The sequence below is a fragment of the Flavobacterium aquariorum genome, assembly GCF_003254745.1.
Taxonomy (GTDB): domain Bacteria; phylum Bacteroidota; class Bacteroidia; order Flavobacteriales; family Flavobacteriaceae; genus Flavobacterium; species Flavobacterium aquariorum.
In genome coordinates, this window is record NZ_QKXH01000005.1 from 152,705 (window position 1) to 168,871 (window position 16,167).

Consider the following 16,167-nt stretch of genomic DNA (forward strand, 5'->3'; position numbering starts at 1 on the left):
AAAATCTAATTTAAAAGTTTTGAGTTGTCTTTTGTTATTCTTTCTAAAACTTCTTTTCCGTTTTTATTTTTAGGGTTTAACTCAATAGATTTTTTATACATTTTGATGGCTTCTTCTTTTTGGTCAATTTTTAATAAAGCTTCACCGTAGCTGTCATATGTATTTACATTTGTTGGATTTAATAGCATGTTTAACTTAAAAACTTCTGTCGCTTTTTGGTTTTCATTTTTGCCTAACAATTGATACCCCCAAGTATTCAAATCATCATCAGAATTATTGAAAGCCAAATCCTGGGCTTTTTCTTCATTGCAAGCTATTATCGAATATTGTAACGCACGCTTTTGAATTTCAGCTTTTTGATTAGAAGTGCTTGCATACAATTTTGCTATTGTAGTTATTACCAAAGGCGGATTACCCATCCAAATGCCATGACCGCAGCCATTTGCTGTAATGCCTGTAACATTCGGGTTGTTGGCGACATAGTTTCTATGGCATTCTTTCCAACGTTCTATTTCTTCGGTTGTTTTTAAGAAAGGAATTCCGTTCACAAAATCAACAACCGGAATATTTTGAGGAATTGATATTTTGCTCATTATTTTGACAGTTTCAAGAATATTTGACGCCATATAATAAGTGCCTTTATTGTTTTTCTTCCATTGGGGAATCAATTTGTCTTGCGTGGCTAATACTTTTTCGATATAACCGTCTTCATAATAATTATGATTTACGTCAATTAAAACAACACCTTTAACTAATTTAGGATGTCTTGAAGCATAAAGCTTAGAAAGATAACCTCCATAAGAATGTGAAACTAACAGGATTTCTTTATCATAACCTAGCTTTTTTAATCCTGTTTCTAAATCCTCAATGCTGCTTATAATTCCGTGTTTAGAATTGTCAGTTTGTAAAGTATCAATTGTACTTGTTCCATAACCTGCACGGTCATATGTGATAAGAGTTGCATTTGTTATTTTAGAAGTTTGATCAAGAATTGATTTCCAAACCGAACCATCATTTCCACCTCCGGCATCAAAAAGTATTGGAGCTCCTTTTCCTTTTACAATCTTAAAATGGATTTTATGATTTCCAACATCAACCAAAGTATCTATGGTCTGGGATTGACTTTTAACGGTAATAAATAAACAAAAGAGTATGAGATTAATTAAAAAATGTTTCTTCATAATAAAATTAAATTGTAAGGTAAAGTTTAACAGTATAATGAGTCTGTGTTTCTTCAATTTCTAATTGATGTTTTGTGGGATATAATAAATCAAGTTGCTTTCGAACATTCATTAAACCAATTTTAGATTTATCTGAAATTCGAGCAAATTCATTTTGAGGCTTTGTGTTTTCGATACTAAAAATGATTTGTTCTTTTTTGCTTTGTAAATTCAAACGAATTGTTGCTTTTTCAGTTTCATTTATAACGCCGTGCTTAAAAGCATTTTCTATAAAAGTCAGTATAATTAAAGGAGAAATTTTATTGCTTTGCTGAATGTCTTTGGTAAACAAAATGTCTAATCTGTTTTCGTCATAACGAAGTTTTTCTAAAGCAATGTAATTTTTAATTAACGCAATTTCTTTTTCAACGGCAACAAAATCTTCGTTGCAGCGGTACAAAACAAAATCTAAAATTTCAGATAATTTAGCAATAACTTCTGGTGCTTTATCATCTTTTTTCAAAGTTAAAGTGTATAAATTATTTAAGGTATTGAAAAGAAAATGAGGGTTCAACTGATTTTTTAAAACCTTCAATTCCATTGATTTTTTTTCTTCTTCCAGTTTTAAAAGACGTTGCTGTTTGCGATTAAAACTAATAAATCCCAAAATTATAATCGGATACGTAATGAAAGAGAACTCTCTAAGGATTAATTTAAAGGAAGTTAATCTTTCGGGAACAGTCATTTTATGTCCGAGCCAATCATCAAAGAAACTGGGAAATTTTGGTTCGAGATAATAATATTTAAAAGTCATTAGGATTGCAAAAGCAAAGTAGAGCCAGCCTGCGGCAGAAACTATAAAAAGAAGATGTTTCTTTTTATTAAGTGTTTGAGGAATAATCCAATAAATTAATCCGTAACCTGCTGTTGCCTGGGCCAAAATTTTCCAGGTATAAACAAAGGTAAAGTCATAATAACTAGTGTTATCAGATTTATTTGAGACGTAAAATAATAAAAAAGAAATCCAATACACACAATGCATTAAGACTCTTTTTAGATTAATGTTTTTCAAGAAATTCATGCCATATTTTAATTGGGAGCAAGGTAATAAAATATTAAAGTAAGGTTCGTTTGTTAAGATAAATAATAGTATTTCGCTTCCAAAAATAAGCTTTTAGCCCACGAATGTGAGATTGGTATGTTTATCTGTTATTTGGAGGCTAAAACTGCTTTTTTGAATGCGTAGTAAATAAGAATATTGTCCTGAGTTTATATTCGCTAAAAAAGATGATTAAACTTAATCTGTTACTCGTTTTGTTGCTCGTAAATGAGCTAAAATGAAACTATTCTAAAAATTAAATAAATTTTAAACAAATGAAACTCACAATTAAAAATGCTACTGTTATTATAATTCTAATATGTAGTTCAAACCTATTTTCTCAGGAAATTAAAGGGAGTCAGCCTTCAAAATTAATAGAACCCGTCTTATTTGCTGATTTGGGTGAAAAGCGCCAGAGAATCAGCGGAATGGCTTTAGATAAAAAGGTGAATTTATATCTAGAAATTAGTAAAAAAGTAAGCCTTGGGGGAATGGAGTTTGGACCTGATGGGAATATCTATTTAATGGATAATCAATTTTTCACCAGAAATGAAAATTTTTCCAGGTTAATTAGAATTATAGTACAGAATGGAAAGCCTATTGAGGCAGAAGTTTTAGTAGAGGGTTTCAATTGTGGTGAAGCAATACGCTGGTCTGAAAACCGAATTTATGTTACAGATGCAATATTCGAAAATAGGGTTGAAAGTGGTATTTATAGTTTTTCATTAGATGAGTTAAATAAAAAAGATATTGTTTTGAACAGATCAAATAAAAAATTTTATTTGACTAGTGTCTTTACTTTAGAACCATAAAATTGTCAAACGATATTACGCAATGAATAAGCAGTAGTCATAATGTAAAAGCCGAATCTTAAATTTAAGATTCGGCTTTTTTACATTGACAAAGTCCTTTAAGACTTTTCGACTTTCAAACTTTAGGACTAGCCCAAAAATGGATATCTGTAATCTGTTGGAGTTACGAATGTTTCTTTGATCGTTCTTGGAGAAGCCCAACGCAATAAGTTCAATGCTGAACCAGCTTTGTCATTGGTTCCAGAAGCTCTTGCTCCACCAAATGGTTGCATTCCTACGATAGCTCCAGTTGGTTTGTCATTGATGTAGAAGTTTCCGGCAGCGTTTTGTAAAGCTGTTGTTGCTTCTTCAATAGCGTAACGGTTTTGACTGAAAACTGCTCCAGTTAAAGCATATTCAGATGTAGAATCTACCAATTTCAATGTTTCAGACCATTTGGCGTCTTCATAAACATAAATCGTCATTACAGGTCCGAATAATTCGGTTTCCATTGTAGAATAATGAGGGTCTGTAGTTACGATAATTGTCGGTTCAATAAAGTATCCAACAGATTTATCGTAATTTCCACCAACTATAATTTCGGCATCAGCATCTTTTTTGGCTTTGTCAATATAACTAGCCAATTTATCAAAAGATCCTTCATGGATTACAGCAGTGATAAAGTTGCTGAAATCTTCTGGAGAACCCATTTTCATTGATTTTGTATCTGTAATCAATTGTTCTTTAATAGCTGGCCATAAGCTTTGCGGTACATAAGCTCTTGAAGCAGCAGAGCATTTTTGCCCTTGAAATTCAAATGCTCCACGAACAATTCCTGTGGCCACTTGTTTTGGATTGGCACTTGGATGAGCGATGATGAAATCTTTACCTCCAGTTTCTCCAACAATTCTTGGGTATGTTTTGTAGTGGTGAATGTTTGTTCCAATTTTTGCCCAGATATCTTTGAATACATGTGTAGAACCCGTAAAGTGGATTCCAGCAAAATCACGACTTGCCAAAACAGTATCGGTAATCATCAATGCATCTCCAAAAACAACGTTAATTACACCGTCAGGAACTCCCGCTTCTTTGAATACATCGATAATAACTTTGGCAGAGAATACTTGACTGTCACTTGGTTTCCAAACAACAACGTTCCCCATCATGGCGGCACTTGCAGGCAAATTAGCAGCAATAGCTGTAAAGTTGAATGGAGTAATAGCATATACAAAACCTTCAAGCGGTCTGTATTCTAAACGGTTCCACATATCGGATGCCGATTTAGGCTGGTCTGCGTAAATTTGGGTCATGAATTCAACGTTAAAACGTAAAAAGTCAATCAATTCACAGGCAGCATCGATTTCGGCTTGATGAATATTTTTGGATTGCCCAATCATTGTTGCGGCGTTAATTTTTGCTCTATAAGGACCGGCGATCAATTCAGCAGCTTTTAAGAAAATTGCTGCTCTTTGTTCCCAAGCCATATTTGCCCACGCTGTTCTGGATTCCAATGCATTGGCGATCGCTTTTTGTATATGTCCTTTTTCGGCTAAATGATAAGTTCCTACGATATGCTGATGATCGTGGGGAGCGGTCATGTTTTTGGTGTTTCCTGTTCTAATTTCCTCGCTACCAATATATAATGGAACGTCAATTTTAGTATTCCACATTTCTTTATAAGCTGATAAAACAGCCGCTTTTTCTGGGGAATTAGGTGCGTATCCTTTTACGGGTTCGTTTACCGCTTTGGGTACATTGAAAAATCCTTTTAGCATATCTCTATAATTAAATATTAAACGATTATAAATTTGATGCAAAAGTACAAAGGAAAGATTTAAATTATGCTAAAAATGTCATAATTAAAGTCAAATTATACTAATAGAATTTTTGTTATAGTCCCAAGTCTTTTGGTATAATGCCGATGTAATATGAAAATAGTACAATGCAATTGGACTATATTGAATATGCAATCGGTATTAATTCAATGCAAAAGGAGCGCAAAGTCTGAAAGTAGGCACTATAACTCTAAAAGATTTGGTAGAAGTAAAGTTAATCATATTGAAATACCCTTTCATGGCTCCGTAAGGAGAGGATAATAGACACCCTGAACTGTAAGTATGTTGTTCTCCCGGCTTCAATACAGGTTTTTTTCCAATAACGCCTTCTCCATCCACAAATTCTAAATCATTTAAAGAATCATAGATTTCCCAATGGCGTGAAGTTAATTGGACAGAATCTTTACTGTGGTTTTCGATTGTAATCTCGTAACTAAAGGCAAAATGAATCTTGTAGTTTTTGAAGTAGGTCCCTTCAAAACTAGTCAATACCGAAATTTTAATGCCTCTTGTTATTTGTGAAACCATGTTAATGAGCTAATTAAGTGCTGTATGGTGACAAATCTACAAAAAAAATGAATATTTTAATTAAAAAAAAACTAAAGTTTTCTAATTTGTAATGTTTAATGAACTGGCGGTTCCTCTACCAATGACCTTCTCATATCGATCGGTGCTTCCTTTGTAATAAACCAATACATCGTATTCATTTTCAGTTTGGTAAAAATTCCCATCGACAGCGTGTTCCTGATCGATAACTCCTTTACTGTTTACGGTCAAATATTGGTAATTTGTAAATCCTTGTTTGATCAAGATGGCTTTTTCATAAAGACCATTTTTGGAATTAAAATCCATTTTATTTTCTTGGGTTAAGCTGTAATTATTGAACATCCCAACTATATAAATTGAAGAACTTGGATTGGCCAAAGGGGAGGAGAGACTGAAGTAAACCCAAGAATAATCCGCTTCAATTGTGTTGTTTTCACCGTCTAGTTTTCGGATGGAAAAATTTCCGTTAAGGTCTGAATAGTTTGTGTATGGATAATTGGCTTTGTCATTATTGGTATACAAATGAGTATTGTAAATATCATTGTCTGCGTTGACAAAGCTCACGTAGTTATTGGCATTTTTGATGTCTTTGGAATCAAAATTCAAAAATTCGTTTCCTGCCCAAAACTGCGTTTCCATGTCATATTTATAAACAAAATTATTGCTGACGGTGTATTGTGGAGGAACATTTTTTATTGCTGTGCTGAATTTTCCGTTTTGTAACAAAAGTACTTTAAGGTTTTGCATTGGGTTTTGAAACAATATCTGATCTCCAGTTTTGATTTCAAAATCTAAATTGTGTTTCGTATAAATGTTTTTGACTGTCCGGGCTTTTCTAATCCTTAAAGGGACTGATACCAAGTCTTCATATAAAGTGAAATACCTTTTTATGACCACTTCTTTGTCCGAATTTAAAATGGTAAGAACATAATTACCGCTTAATAGTATTTTAGTGTAATTATTGGGAAGGGATAATTTATAATGGGTAAAAATCTGCAACGTATTGAAAGAGTTGACATACTCTTGGATTTTTTGACCGTCAAAACCAGAAAGGTATTCGCTTTTTGGAATGTCTGTTGGGACCCAATTGTAATCACAGTGTTTGATTTCGTAATAATAGTCGGCTTCGTTGCCAAATAAATCATCAAATTGGAATTCAAATTGTTCTCCCAGCCTAAATATGGGAATAACATTTTGATTGCTCTGTATAAAAGATGCCGTTTTAATGTTATAAGGAGGTGCTATTTCAGTCTCAACTTGGGCAGTAAGAGTTAGGGAAAAGAATGAAAGAAGTAAAACGGCTATTGATTTCATTATTGATTTTCGTTCATGAGTCGTAAATATACAAATTATATGTTAGCTGTATGCACTAAGCTTTAGGCGAAAGGCTTATTGCGTATAGCTTAAAGCCTAAAGCTATTCAAGTATAAAATCCAAATTCTCCTCAATCTCAGCGCTTATGTAATTTTCGTCCAAAAGCGAGTCAGCCAATAATTTTTTACTTTCCTGTAAACGGATAATTTTTTCTTCAACAGTGTTTTTGGCAATAAACCGAATCACATTTACCTTATTCAATTGGCCAATTCGATGCGCGCGACCAATTCCCTGTTTTTCCGAAAAAGGATTCCACCACGGATCTAAGAAAATAACATAAGAGGCTTTAGTAATGTTAAGCCCAACGCCACCTGCTTTCAAAGAGATAAAAAACAGCAATGGTTTTTCCTGTCCTTGAAAACGACTGACTTGGTATTCCCTTTCTTTCAAAGGCGTTTCTCCGGTGAGTTCACAAAAATCGATTTTATTTTCCTTGCACCACGTTTTGTAAAAATCCAAGTTGGAAACAAACGAACTGAAAACAATCGTTTTTTGGTTGGATTGTACCAAAGTTTCCAAATATCGGGTAACAGTAATATATTTTCCCGAATCCATTTCTGATTTGGAATCAATCATCTTTGGGTGATTGCTTAACTGTCTCAAGCGCATTAAAGTGTTGATGATACTAATTTTATCTCTGCTTGGGCCTTCGGTTTTCAAAAGGAAGTTTCGGGCTTTGGATTTTTCTTCTTCGTACAATTTCTCTTGTTCAGGTTCCATTTGACAATAGAAAATCTGTTCGGAGAGTTCCGGTAAGTCTTTTAAAACCTGTTCTTTGGTACGACGCAAAATAAAAGGGCTGATGAGGTTTTTTAGTTCCAATAAACTATGTTCGTCCTGTTTTTTCTCGATTGGCAATTTATAATTTTCGGCAAAAAAGGAATAACTTCCCAAGATATTCGGATTGATAAATTGCATTTGCGACCACAAATCATCGAGTGAGTTTTCTATGGGAGTTCCGCTTAGCGATATTTTGTGACTGGCTTTTACTTGGTTGATTGCCTTGAAAATTTTGGAGTTTTTGTTTTTGATGTATTGACTTTCGTCCAAAATCAAATACCTGAAATTGTATTTTTCCAAAATAGCAACATCTCTGGAAACGACAGCGTAGCTGGTAAAAATCAAATCGTATCTTTCTAATTTCCTCGAAATCAGTTTTCGGTCGTTGCCAATGTATTGTACTCTACGGAAATGGGGTGTGAATTTTCGGGCTTCATTATACCAATTAAAAACCAATGACGATGGCAGAACAATTAATGCTTTTAGGTATTCTTTGGGTGTTACTATTTCGTTTCCAAATAAATCCAATTGGATGTTTTCGGCTTTTTCAAAATCCAATTGTTCTTGCACAGCAACGAGTGTGGTTAGGGTTTGCAAAGTTTTTCCTAGTCCCATATCATCGGCTAGACAAGCGCCTAAGTCATTATTGTAATGTTCCAAAAGCCATTTGACTCCTTCAATTTGATAGGGGCGTAAAGTTGCCTTTATCAGAGTTGACGGCTGGTATTCGATGGTTCGTTGCAAACCCACAGAATCTTTAAGTTCCGAAATGCCTTCCAAAACAGCAAAATTACTTTTGGGTAACACAATACTTCCATTTTCGACTTTCGCCAGTTTTGCCATTGGGCCATAAAGCGTCATCCATTCGATTGGAATTAAAAAGTAATTACCATTGGGTAAAAGAAAAAGTCGGTTCCGGTTTTTTATGTTCGAGACTATTTCACTGAAATTAAATTCAAATGCGTGACATACTACAATCATTTTGATGTCAAACCAATCGCTTTTGACTTCATTTGAAAATTGAATTTCAACTTTATGAGTGTCAATTTTTTTGCTGTCAATTTTTAAATCTTTAACAGAGAAATCGGAAGATTCAAGGGTTTTCTGATTTTCTATCACCCATTGAATCGTTGCGTATGGATCTTGTTTTTCTGCTTTTGGCGGAAGCCCAAACAAACCATTTTCGGTTTTAGACAAACCTAGTTCTACTAATTTGTTTTCAAATGATGCTTCTTCGGCTGTCCTTTTATATTGAATGACTTTGATTTCATCCAAATTGCGGGTGTCAATTTCAGAATGGATTTTCTTGGTTTTGCTATTATCGAAACTAAAACCGTCATAGTCGAATAAAAGGTTGACAAAATAGGTGTTCTTAAAAAAATCGTGGGTAAGCTGGAGCGAACAGGAAGTGATTTTGTCCTTTAGCTCGACAGCAAATCCAGTGGCTTTTATATCTGCTTTTTTTGCCACATCCTTAATGAATTTTTCAAAATATTCAGAAACCAATTTTGAAGGGATTTCAATGGTTTTGTTTTTTAAAAAAGGTGTGATTTTTTTAGTATTAATGTCTTTTAGAAGGTATAATTTATGGTGAGCAACTAACCATCCTGGTTCATCCAAAAGCAATGTAATCGCAGTATTTGAGGGGGAGAATTCCGTAGTCTCGTCCTTCAAGAGTAACGTATAGGAGATTCCGTTTTCGTGTTTATCAAATAGAAGACTGGTTTCTAATGCTGGATTTTTAGGAGTAATTCGACTAATGCGAAAATCTTTTTCTTTTCCCAGATTTAGTGAAATCGGAAAATCGTCTTGAGAAACTAAAGAGTAAAACTGGTCTAAATTAGTTTTTATGAATTGCCGAATCCCAAATTCAAGTTTAGAGTCTTTAAGTAAATCCTCAATGTTTTTGGACGATTTACTGTTTTTGCTGAATTTCTTGAAAATCACTTCAGGCTTAAGCGCTTCACAAAGAGATAAAACTTTTCTAGTATTTGTTTCTAAATTTTCAAAAATAACTCCAAAACTTTCAAGGACTTCGGGACTCGCTTTTTTGTCCAGATAAGTTATAGCCTCAGAATGTCCTAAAATATAAGCAGTCGGAATATAGGTATTTAGCCTTTTTTCAAAACTAATATCAAAGCAAAACTGAAAAGAATTTTTAATTTCCAAAAGCGAAAGGATATTTGATTGTTGTTCAATTCTTTAAAAGACAAATTCCACAAATTTGCACATATTGATTTGTGTAAATTTGTGGAACTTATATGTTTCTAACTAATTGTGAAATAATTATTTAAAACAAACAGGAATGATTTCACCTTTTGCCAAACAATATCTTTCTACCAATTCGGGAGCTATTTTATTTGTGTAATCTTCCTCGATAACAGTAAAACCAATACTTCTCAGTTTGTCAAAATAATCACGGCCATAAATACGTACGTGATCGTATTGACCAAATATTTTAGCGCGTTCTTTTTGGTCTGTAATCGTGTCATCTGCAAATGTTACAGCTCTATTCAAATCTTGTGGAATTTGTAAAATAGCCATTCCGCCCGGTTTTAAAACCCGATATAATTCTTGCATAGCTTTGGTGTCATCCGGAATATGCTCCAATACGTGATTGCAAAGAATAACGTCGTATTGATTGTCTTCAAAAGGCAAATTGCAAATATCTGCTTTTACATCCGCCAAAGGCGAAAACAAATCGGTTGTGGTATAATCCAGGTTTTTTTGCTTGCGGAACATTTTGTAAAAAGCCTGTTCTGGTGCAAAATGCAGTACTTTCTTTGGAGCGGTAAAAAAATCAGTTTGCTCGTTTAGGTACAACCAAAGCAAACGGTGTCTCTCCAACGAAAGTGTACTTGGTGAAAGCACATTGTTACGCTGTTTTTCATATCCGTAAGGCAAGAACGATTTGAAGCTTCTACCATCAATTGGATCGGTATAAGTGTCTCCTTTTAGAGTGAAAGCGATAAAAGGACGTGCTACATAACTTAAACGAATAAGAATGGGGCGTGGGATTGTATTAAGTATAAGTTTAAAGGCTTTTTTCATTATAGAACTAGCGGGGTTTTTCTAAATTCATCTTCTTCATTGCTCACGATTCCCAATTCTTTATAGATATAATAGAAAGTCGATAAAATTTCAGGTTTTCCGTCTATAATGGCTACGTCATGTTCAAAATGCGCAGATGGTTTTCCATCAGCAGTTGTGATTGTCCAACCGTCTTTGTGCTGTTTGATGTTTTTGGTTCCCATATTGATCATCGGTTCAATGGCAACAACCATTCCTTCAATCAAAAGTTTACCTCGACCTCTTTTCCCGTAATTAGGCATTTCAGGATCTTCGTGCATTTTTTGCCCTACACCATGGCCAACTAGTTCTCGAACCACACCATAACCGTGTGCTTCGGTATATTTTTGAATTGCATTTCCAACATCTTCTACACGGTTACCCACACGTAATTCGCGGATTCCTACATATAAAGATTCTTTGGTTACCTGAAGTAATTTTTTGGTTTCCGGTGCCACTTCGCCAATTTCAAAAGAGTAGGCGTGGTCTCCGTGATATCCATTTTTGAAAGCACCACAATCAACCGAAATCACATCGCCGCTTTCTAATGGTTTGTTGTTTGGAATTCCGTGTACCACTTGTGAATTCGGACTCATACACAATGAATTCGGGAATCCATAAAGTCCAAGAAAACTTGGTACAGCACCATGATCTCTAATGAATTCTTCAGCTCTTTTGTCTAGATATAATGTTGTAACACCTTCTTTTATTTCAGAAGCTATCATTCCTAATGTTTTTGATACGATTAATGCACTTTCGCGCATTAATTCTATTTCCTCACGGCTCTTTTGAATAATCATATTTTCAAATTTTCAGTCTGCAAAAGTACAATTTTAAAATTATTTCTTTCGTGTTGGGTTTGTTTTAATTTTTATACTAATAACAAACACACGTTAATTTTGCAATTAATTTTTTAAAGTATAGTTTTTTAAATGCTTAAATTAGCTAATAAATCAATTTGATGACTATGAATGCATCTCTAGAACAGGAAAACAGCAAGAAAGAACAGGATTTGAGTAAAATGAAAAGAAACGCATTGATTCTTTTGGGATTTGCCGTAGTTCTTTTTGTGGCTGCCAATGTTTATAGGATTGATTGGCTGAAAGCTTTGAGTGAAGCTGCAATGGTGGGCGGAATTGCCGATTGGTTTGCTGTGGTGGCTCTGTTTAGGCATCCGCTAGGAATTCCGATACCACATACTGCTTTGATTCCGAGTAATAAAGATAAAATTGGGGAGAATCTAGGGAATTTTGTTTCAGATGAATTTTTGATAAGAGAAAAATTGGAAGTGAAAATTGATCAATTTAATGTGGCTATAAAAGCTTCTGACTGGTTGATTGATGAGAAAAATGCTAATATAGTTGCTGGCTTGATTGCTGAAAATGTTATTCCGGGAGTTTTGAAAACGATAGACGATGCCGAAGTGCAGCATTTTATACAAATGCAGTTTAGTGGTAAATTAAGCAAAGTAAATTTTGCTGAATGGATTGCTCTTGGTTTGGAATCATTGGCCAAAAGCGATAAACAAGAAGAATTGGTAACCAATGTTCTGAAAACACTTATTATTGAATTACAAAACAACAAACACCTGATTGAAGAAAAAGTAAAAAGCTCGACGCCATTTCTTTCTTTTGGCTTGGCCGATAAAAAAATAACAGAAGGAATCTTTAATGGATTGTATAATTTTCTGGAGCAGGCAAGTCATCAAGACAGTACTATTCGAAAGAAAGTAAACAACTATGTATTGGATTTTATAACCGAGTTGAAAGAATCTCACGAAATGCAGCAGAAGGTTAATGATTTGGTTTTTGGCTTTGCCAATAAAAAAGAAGTGCAGGATTATATCAATGGAATTTGGCTGGAGATCAAAACGGCTATTTCGAATGATTTGGATCAAAAGGAGGAATCAACTATTAAAAAAAGTATTGCCAACATGATCCAGGGTTTTGGAAAGGGAATACAAAGCGATCAGTTGATGATGGATAAGATTAATAATTTTATCAAGAATGATGTATTGTCAGTTCTTATCAATAATAAAAAGATGATCGGCGACTTGATATCATCTACCGTAAAAAGCTGGGATACCGAAGAGGTTTCCAAAAAATTGGAACTGGAAATAGGAAGTGATCTTCAGTATATAAGAATTAATGGAACTCTTGTGGGAGGTTTGGTGGGGCTTTTGATTTATGCAGTCGAATGTTTTCTGCAAAGTTTTGTGGTGTGAAATTTTGGAATAAAAAAAACCTCAAATTTTCATTTGAGGTTTTTGGAGCGAAAGACGAGGCTCGAACTCGCGACAACCAGCTTGGAAGGCTGGAGCTCTACCAACTGAGCTACTTTCGCATTAATCATTAAATTTACCCTTTATAATCAAAATGAATTTGATTTTAGAGCGAAAGACGAGGCTCGAACTCGCGACAACCAGCTTGGAAGGCTGGAGCTCTACCAACTGAGCTACTTTCGCATTACTGAGGTGCAAAGATAAATAATAAAAACAGTTATTTGCAAATTTTTTTTCGAAAAATAAATCGACCTTTCTCATTCCTGTTTACAACCATTTTAAAATTAAAATGTTATACTTTTATTTTTTTTTAAAGACCATGCAAAACATCGAAAAAATAACTGATTTAGAGACCTATTCCGTAAGACATGCTGTTCTTAGAAAAGGAAAACCAATTGAAACTTGTCAATTTGAGGGTGATGGTTTACCTTCAACATATCATTTTGGGTATTTCCTAAATAATGATTTAGTAGGAATTATATCTATTTTTAAAAATAATAATAGCATCTTTGCAGCCAATAATCAATATCAAATTCGTGGAATGGCTGTGTTAGAATTACATCAAAATAAAGGTATCGGAGAATCATTGGTTAAGCATTGTGAAGTGTATTGTAAAAAAATGCAATCCGATTTAATTTGGTTTAATGCCAGAACAGCTGCTGTTGGCTTTTATGAAAAATCTGGATATACTACAGTTGGGACAGCCTTTGAAATCAGTGATGTAGGCGAGCATTATTTAATGGTAAAAAGCGTAAGAAATGAATAAGTTCTATTTATTTATTGTCTTTGCAGTTTTGATAAGTTGCAAAAAAGAGCCTATTCTAAATTTGGACTCTTTTAAAATATCTGACCCTACAGACAAAGAAGGAGAAGTTATTGAAATAGACAGCCTGTTGATCGCCCCTTTTAAAAGCAAATCGCTCATGGATTTTTATAGGTCTAGAGAGAATCAAACGGTATGGCAATCGGAAAAAAATAGGAAAATAATTCTTGAAACCATAAAAAGATGTGAACTCGAAGGGTTGAATCCATCTGATTATAACATTTCAAAATTAGAAAGTTTTGAAAAAAAATTTACTGAATTGGACGATGAAGAGCAGGTGAACTATGATTTGCTACTTACTTACAATTTTGAAAAATACCTGATGCATCTTCATAATGGAAAACTTAACCCAAGAAAACTATACAAAAATTGGGACTTACCTTTAGATGAACTGGACATGAACTCTATTTTGAATAATGCTTTGGAAAAAGATTCTCTTATTTGTATAACAGAAAAATTCGAGCCAAAAGCGCTGACTTATAAAAAATTAATAAAAGCTTTGGCACTTATTGATGAACTTCCGGAGGACAAAACTCAGCAGATAGATACAGCAAGCATAATAAAACGGAATCATAATAGTAGGGCAATAGTCAATATCAAAAAGAAACTGCTTTATTGGAAAGATTTGGCAGGTAAAGATAGTGTTACTTCTGTGTATGATGATAAAACATTTGAAGCGGTCAAAAAATTTCAAACTCGACATGGTTTGATTTCTGATGGTGTAATTGGCAAAAGCACTATAAAGGCACTTAATTTTACAAAAGAAGAAAGAAAACATCAAATCATAGTTAATTTGGAACGTTGGAGATGGTTTTCCAAAACATTTGCTCAAAATTATGTTCTGATTAATATTCCCAATTATAGCCTAAATGTAGTAGAGGACCAAAACGTTACTATGAGTAAACGTATTGTGGTGGGGAAAAATAAAAGAAGGACGCCAGTATTGACTTCGGTGTTGCAAACGATTGTTTTTAATCCTACATGGACAGTTCCGCCGACTATATTGAAAGAGGACATTATGCCTGAATTAATCAAAAACAGAAACTATTTGAAAAACAAGGGGATTGGGATATATGACTCTGATACCAATGAAGTAGATCCGAAAAATTGGAATGAAAAGCGCCCCAGAGGATATCGCTATATTCAGAAACCGGGTTATTACAATGCTTTGGGAGTTGTCAAAATTAATTTTCCCAATAGGTATAGTGTTTACTTGCATGACACCAATCATCGAGATTTGTTTGAACGAAATTTTCGCTCACTAAGTTCAGGATGTGTGCGCATTGAGGAGCCTTTAGAATTGGTGGAGCTTTTACTGGACAACCCAAAGAAATATTCAAGGAAAAAAATGGACTCTATCATTGCTATCAAAAAAACGCTGTTTATAGGTTTAACAAAGCGCTATGCCATTTACCAATGGTACTGGACGGCATGGAGTGAAAATGATGAATTGATTTTTAGAAATGATATCTACAATCTGGATACCGATTTATATAATCAATTACGAAATTAGTTTGAATTGTTTCAAATTATTTATAGAAGGATGATAGATGTACAGACAAGATTGACCTTTTATCAATGAAATAATTTCTGGAGCAAATTCAAGTGGAACAGCTGGACATCCTTGGCTTCTTCCTAATCGCTTATGGTATTTTATGAAGGATTCTGAAACATAATCAGCGCCATGAATCACAACAGCTCTTTCGCGCGCATGATCATTTAAACCTTTTTCTAGACCATCAAGTTTTAGTGAAATCCCATGTTTTCCATTATAAACTTCTCCTGTAACATAAAAGCCTAAACTGCTTTTGAAAGATTCTGGTGTGTTGGAAAAATTATTTGCAAATTCGTCACCAGTGTTTCTTCCGTGAGCAACTAATGATTGAAACAGTATTTCATTGGTTGACAAATTAATAATCCAAAGACGCTTGGCATTAGATGATAAACTGAAATCCACCAAGGTCAATATGTCTCTTTTGATTAGCCCTTTTTCTTTTAATTCATAAAACCCTTTCAATGCTTCAGCAAAACATTCTTCTTTAGGTAATTGAAATTGATTGGTTTGTAGTGAGTTGTAAACTAATTGAATCTTGTTGTCAATACTTGACATTACATTAGAAACTGCCGTATTATTTGTGGCTATTTTAGGGGTGTTTGTGGTATTGCCTTTAAAGGATAATGATACAAACAGATAAAGTGTAGAGATGAATATCTTATAAATCATTGTGTTTCATTTTGTTACAAACTAATTCGGGGATTGCAAATATACAAACTAATAACACTTGGCAAAATAAAAATGTATTTTAACGGTAAAATTTAACTTTTCATCGTTTTTTTTTAGTAAAAAATAACTTATGTCAGTATTTTTTTAAATTTTTATATTACTTTTGGTTATAAATCAACAGTTTT

At 33.8% G+C, this 16,167-nt stretch carries 13 protein-coding genes and 2 tRNA genes; 4 read left to right on the top strand and 11 right to left on the bottom strand.

Going from position 1 to position 16,167, the window contains the following annotated elements; genetic code table 11:
- Positions 1–5 precede the first annotated feature (5 nt).
- Both DOS84_RS09370 and DOS84_RS09375 read right to left on the bottom strand, forming a co-directional pair.
- Positions 6–1,181, bottom strand: a complete 1,176-nt coding sequence (locus DOS84_RS09370) for an alpha/beta fold hydrolase (RefSeq protein WP_111409863.1) — start codon at positions 1,179–1,181, stop codon at positions 6–8.
- Positions 1,182–1,188: 7 nt separating this feature from the next.
- A complete protein-coding gene (locus tag DOS84_RS09375; RefSeq protein ID WP_111409864.1) occupies positions 1,189–2,241 on the bottom strand; it encodes a sensor histidine kinase in 1,053 nt (350 codons plus the stop codon).
- A gap of 293 nt (positions 2,242–2,534) precedes the next feature.
- On the opposite strand from DOS84_RS09375, the gene DOS84_RS09380 reads away from it, so the two are divergent.
- A complete protein-coding gene (locus tag DOS84_RS09380; protein ID WP_111409865.1) occupies positions 2,535–3,071 on the top strand; it encodes a hypothetical protein in 537 nt (178 codons plus the stop codon).
- Between the two features lie 128 nt (positions 3,072–3,199).
- On the opposite strand, the gene pruA is transcribed toward DOS84_RS09380, so the two are convergent.
- The 6 genes from pruA to map all read right to left on the bottom strand — a co-directional run bounded on the left by pruA (position 3,200) and on the right by map (position 11,454).
- Positions 3,200–4,825, bottom strand: coding sequence for an L-glutamate gamma-semialdehyde dehydrogenase (gene pruA / locus DOS84_RS09385; protein WP_111409866.1), 1,626 nt, complete (start codon positions 4,823–4,825; stop codon positions 3,200–3,202).
- Positions 4,826–5,026: 201 nt separating this feature from the next.
- Positions 5,027–5,413 carry a Co2+/Mg2+ efflux protein ApaG gene (gene apaG, locus DOS84_RS09390; protein ID WP_111409867.1) on the bottom strand — a complete coding sequence of 129 codons (387 nt, stop codon included), beginning with the start codon at positions 5,411–5,413 and terminating at the stop codon, positions 5,027–5,029.
- Positions 5,414–5,494: 81 nt separating this feature from the next.
- Positions 5,495–6,745 (bottom strand): type IX secretion system plug protein, encoded by a 1,251-nt coding sequence (locus tag DOS84_RS09395; protein WP_111409868.1) that lies wholly within the window; start codon positions 6,743–6,745, stop codon positions 5,495–5,497.
- A gap of 102 nt (positions 6,746–6,847) precedes the next feature.
- Positions 6,848–9,754: a DEAD/DEAH box helicase gene (locus tag DOS84_RS09400; protein ID WP_111409869.1), complete on the bottom strand. Its 2,907-nt coding sequence runs from the start codon at positions 9,752–9,754 to the stop codon at positions 6,848–6,850.
- A gap of 117 nt (positions 9,755–9,871) precedes the next feature.
- A complete protein-coding gene (locus DOS84_RS09405) occupies positions 9,872–10,636 on the bottom strand; it encodes a class I SAM-dependent methyltransferase (protein ID WP_111409870.1) in 765 nt (254 codons plus the stop codon).
- A complete protein-coding gene (gene map / locus DOS84_RS09410) occupies positions 10,636–11,454 on the bottom strand; it encodes a type I methionyl aminopeptidase (RefSeq protein WP_111409871.1) in 819 nt (272 codons plus the stop codon). The genes DOS84_RS09405 and map overlap by 1 nt, the downstream gene beginning before the upstream one ends.
- A 167-nt stretch (positions 11,455–11,621) precedes the next feature.
- Here map and DOS84_RS09415 point away from each other — a divergent pair, with 167 nt between their 5' ends.
- On the top strand, positions 11,622–12,878 hold the full coding sequence (locus DOS84_RS09415; protein WP_111409872.1) for a DUF445 domain-containing protein: 1,257 nt from the start codon (positions 11,622–11,624) through the stop codon (positions 12,876–12,878).
- A gap of 43 nt (positions 12,879–12,921) precedes the next feature.
- Here the strand turns inward: DOS84_RS09415 and DOS84_RS09420 are convergent.
- A tRNA-Gly gene (locus DOS84_RS09420) sits at positions 12,922–12,997 on the bottom strand.
- A gap of 48 nt (positions 12,998–13,045) precedes the next feature.
- Positions 13,046–13,118, bottom strand: a tRNA-Gly gene (locus DOS84_RS09425).
- A gap of 136 nt (positions 13,119–13,254) precedes the next feature.
- On the opposite strand from DOS84_RS09425, the gene DOS84_RS09430 reads away from it, so the two are divergent.
- Positions 13,255–13,701 carry a GNAT family N-acetyltransferase gene (locus tag DOS84_RS09430; protein ID WP_111410012.1) on the top strand — a complete coding sequence of 149 codons (447 nt, stop codon included), beginning with the start codon at positions 13,255–13,257 and terminating at the stop codon, positions 13,699–13,701.
- On the top strand, positions 13,694–15,271 hold the full coding sequence (locus DOS84_RS09435) for a L,D-transpeptidase family protein (RefSeq protein WP_111409873.1): 1,578 nt from the start codon (positions 13,694–13,696) through the stop codon (positions 15,269–15,271). The genes DOS84_RS09430 and DOS84_RS09435 overlap by 8 nt, the downstream gene beginning before the upstream one ends.
- On the opposite strand, the gene DOS84_RS09440 is transcribed toward DOS84_RS09435, so the two are convergent.
- Positions 15,260–15,982 (bottom strand): murein L,D-transpeptidase catalytic domain family protein, encoded by a 723-nt coding sequence (locus DOS84_RS09440; RefSeq protein WP_111409874.1) that lies wholly within the window; start codon positions 15,980–15,982, stop codon positions 15,260–15,262. The two genes, DOS84_RS09435 and DOS84_RS09440, sit on opposite strands and share 12 nt — an antisense overlap.
- Positions 15,983–16,167: the final 185 nt, after the last annotated feature.

What these genes read in the sequence shown, in the direction of transcription:
- DOS84_RS09370 (WP_111409863.1), bottom strand. Translation starts at nt 1,181, where the DNA reads ATGAAGAAACATTTTTTAATTAATCTCATACTCTTTTGTTTATTTATT.
- DOS84_RS09375 (WP_111409864.1), bottom strand. Translation starts at nt 2,241, where the DNA reads ATGAATTTCTTGAAAAACATTAATCTAAAAAGAGTCTTAATGCATTGT.
- DOS84_RS09380 (WP_111409865.1), top strand. Translation starts at nt 2,535, where the DNA reads ATGAAACTCACAATTAAAAATGCTACTGTTATTATAATTCTAATATGT.
- pruA (WP_111409866.1), bottom strand. Translation starts at nt 4,825, where the DNA reads ATGCTAAAAGGATTTTTCAATGTACCCAAAGCGGTAAACGAACCCGTA.
- apaG (WP_111409867.1), bottom strand. Translation starts at nt 5,413, where the DNA reads ATGGTTTCACAAATAACAAGAGGCATTAAAATTTCGGTATTGACTAGT.
- DOS84_RS09395 (WP_111409868.1), bottom strand. Translation starts at nt 6,745, where the DNA reads ATGAAATCAATAGCCGTTTTACTTCTTTCATTCTTTTCCCTAACTCTT.
- DOS84_RS09405 (WP_111409870.1), bottom strand. Translation starts at nt 10,636, where the DNA reads ATGAAAAAAGCCTTTAAACTTATACTTAATACAATCCCACGCCCCATT.
- map (WP_111409871.1), bottom strand. Translation starts at nt 11,454, where the DNA reads ATGATTATTCAAAAGAGCCGTGAGGAAATAGAATTAATGCGCGAAAGT.
- DOS84_RS09415 (WP_111409872.1), top strand. Translation starts at nt 11,622, where the DNA reads ATGAATGCATCTCTAGAACAGGAAAACAGCAAGAAAGAACAGGATTTG.
- DOS84_RS09430 (WP_111410012.1), top strand. Translation starts at nt 13,255, where the DNA reads ATGCAAAACATCGAAAAAATAACTGATTTAGAGACCTATTCCGTAAGA.
- DOS84_RS09435 (WP_111409873.1), top strand. Translation starts at nt 13,694, where the DNA reads ATGAATAAGTTCTATTTATTTATTGTCTTTGCAGTTTTGATAAGTTGC.
- DOS84_RS09440 (WP_111409874.1), bottom strand. Translation starts at nt 15,982, where the DNA reads ATGATTTATAAGATATTCATCTCTACACTTTATCTGTTTGTATCATTA.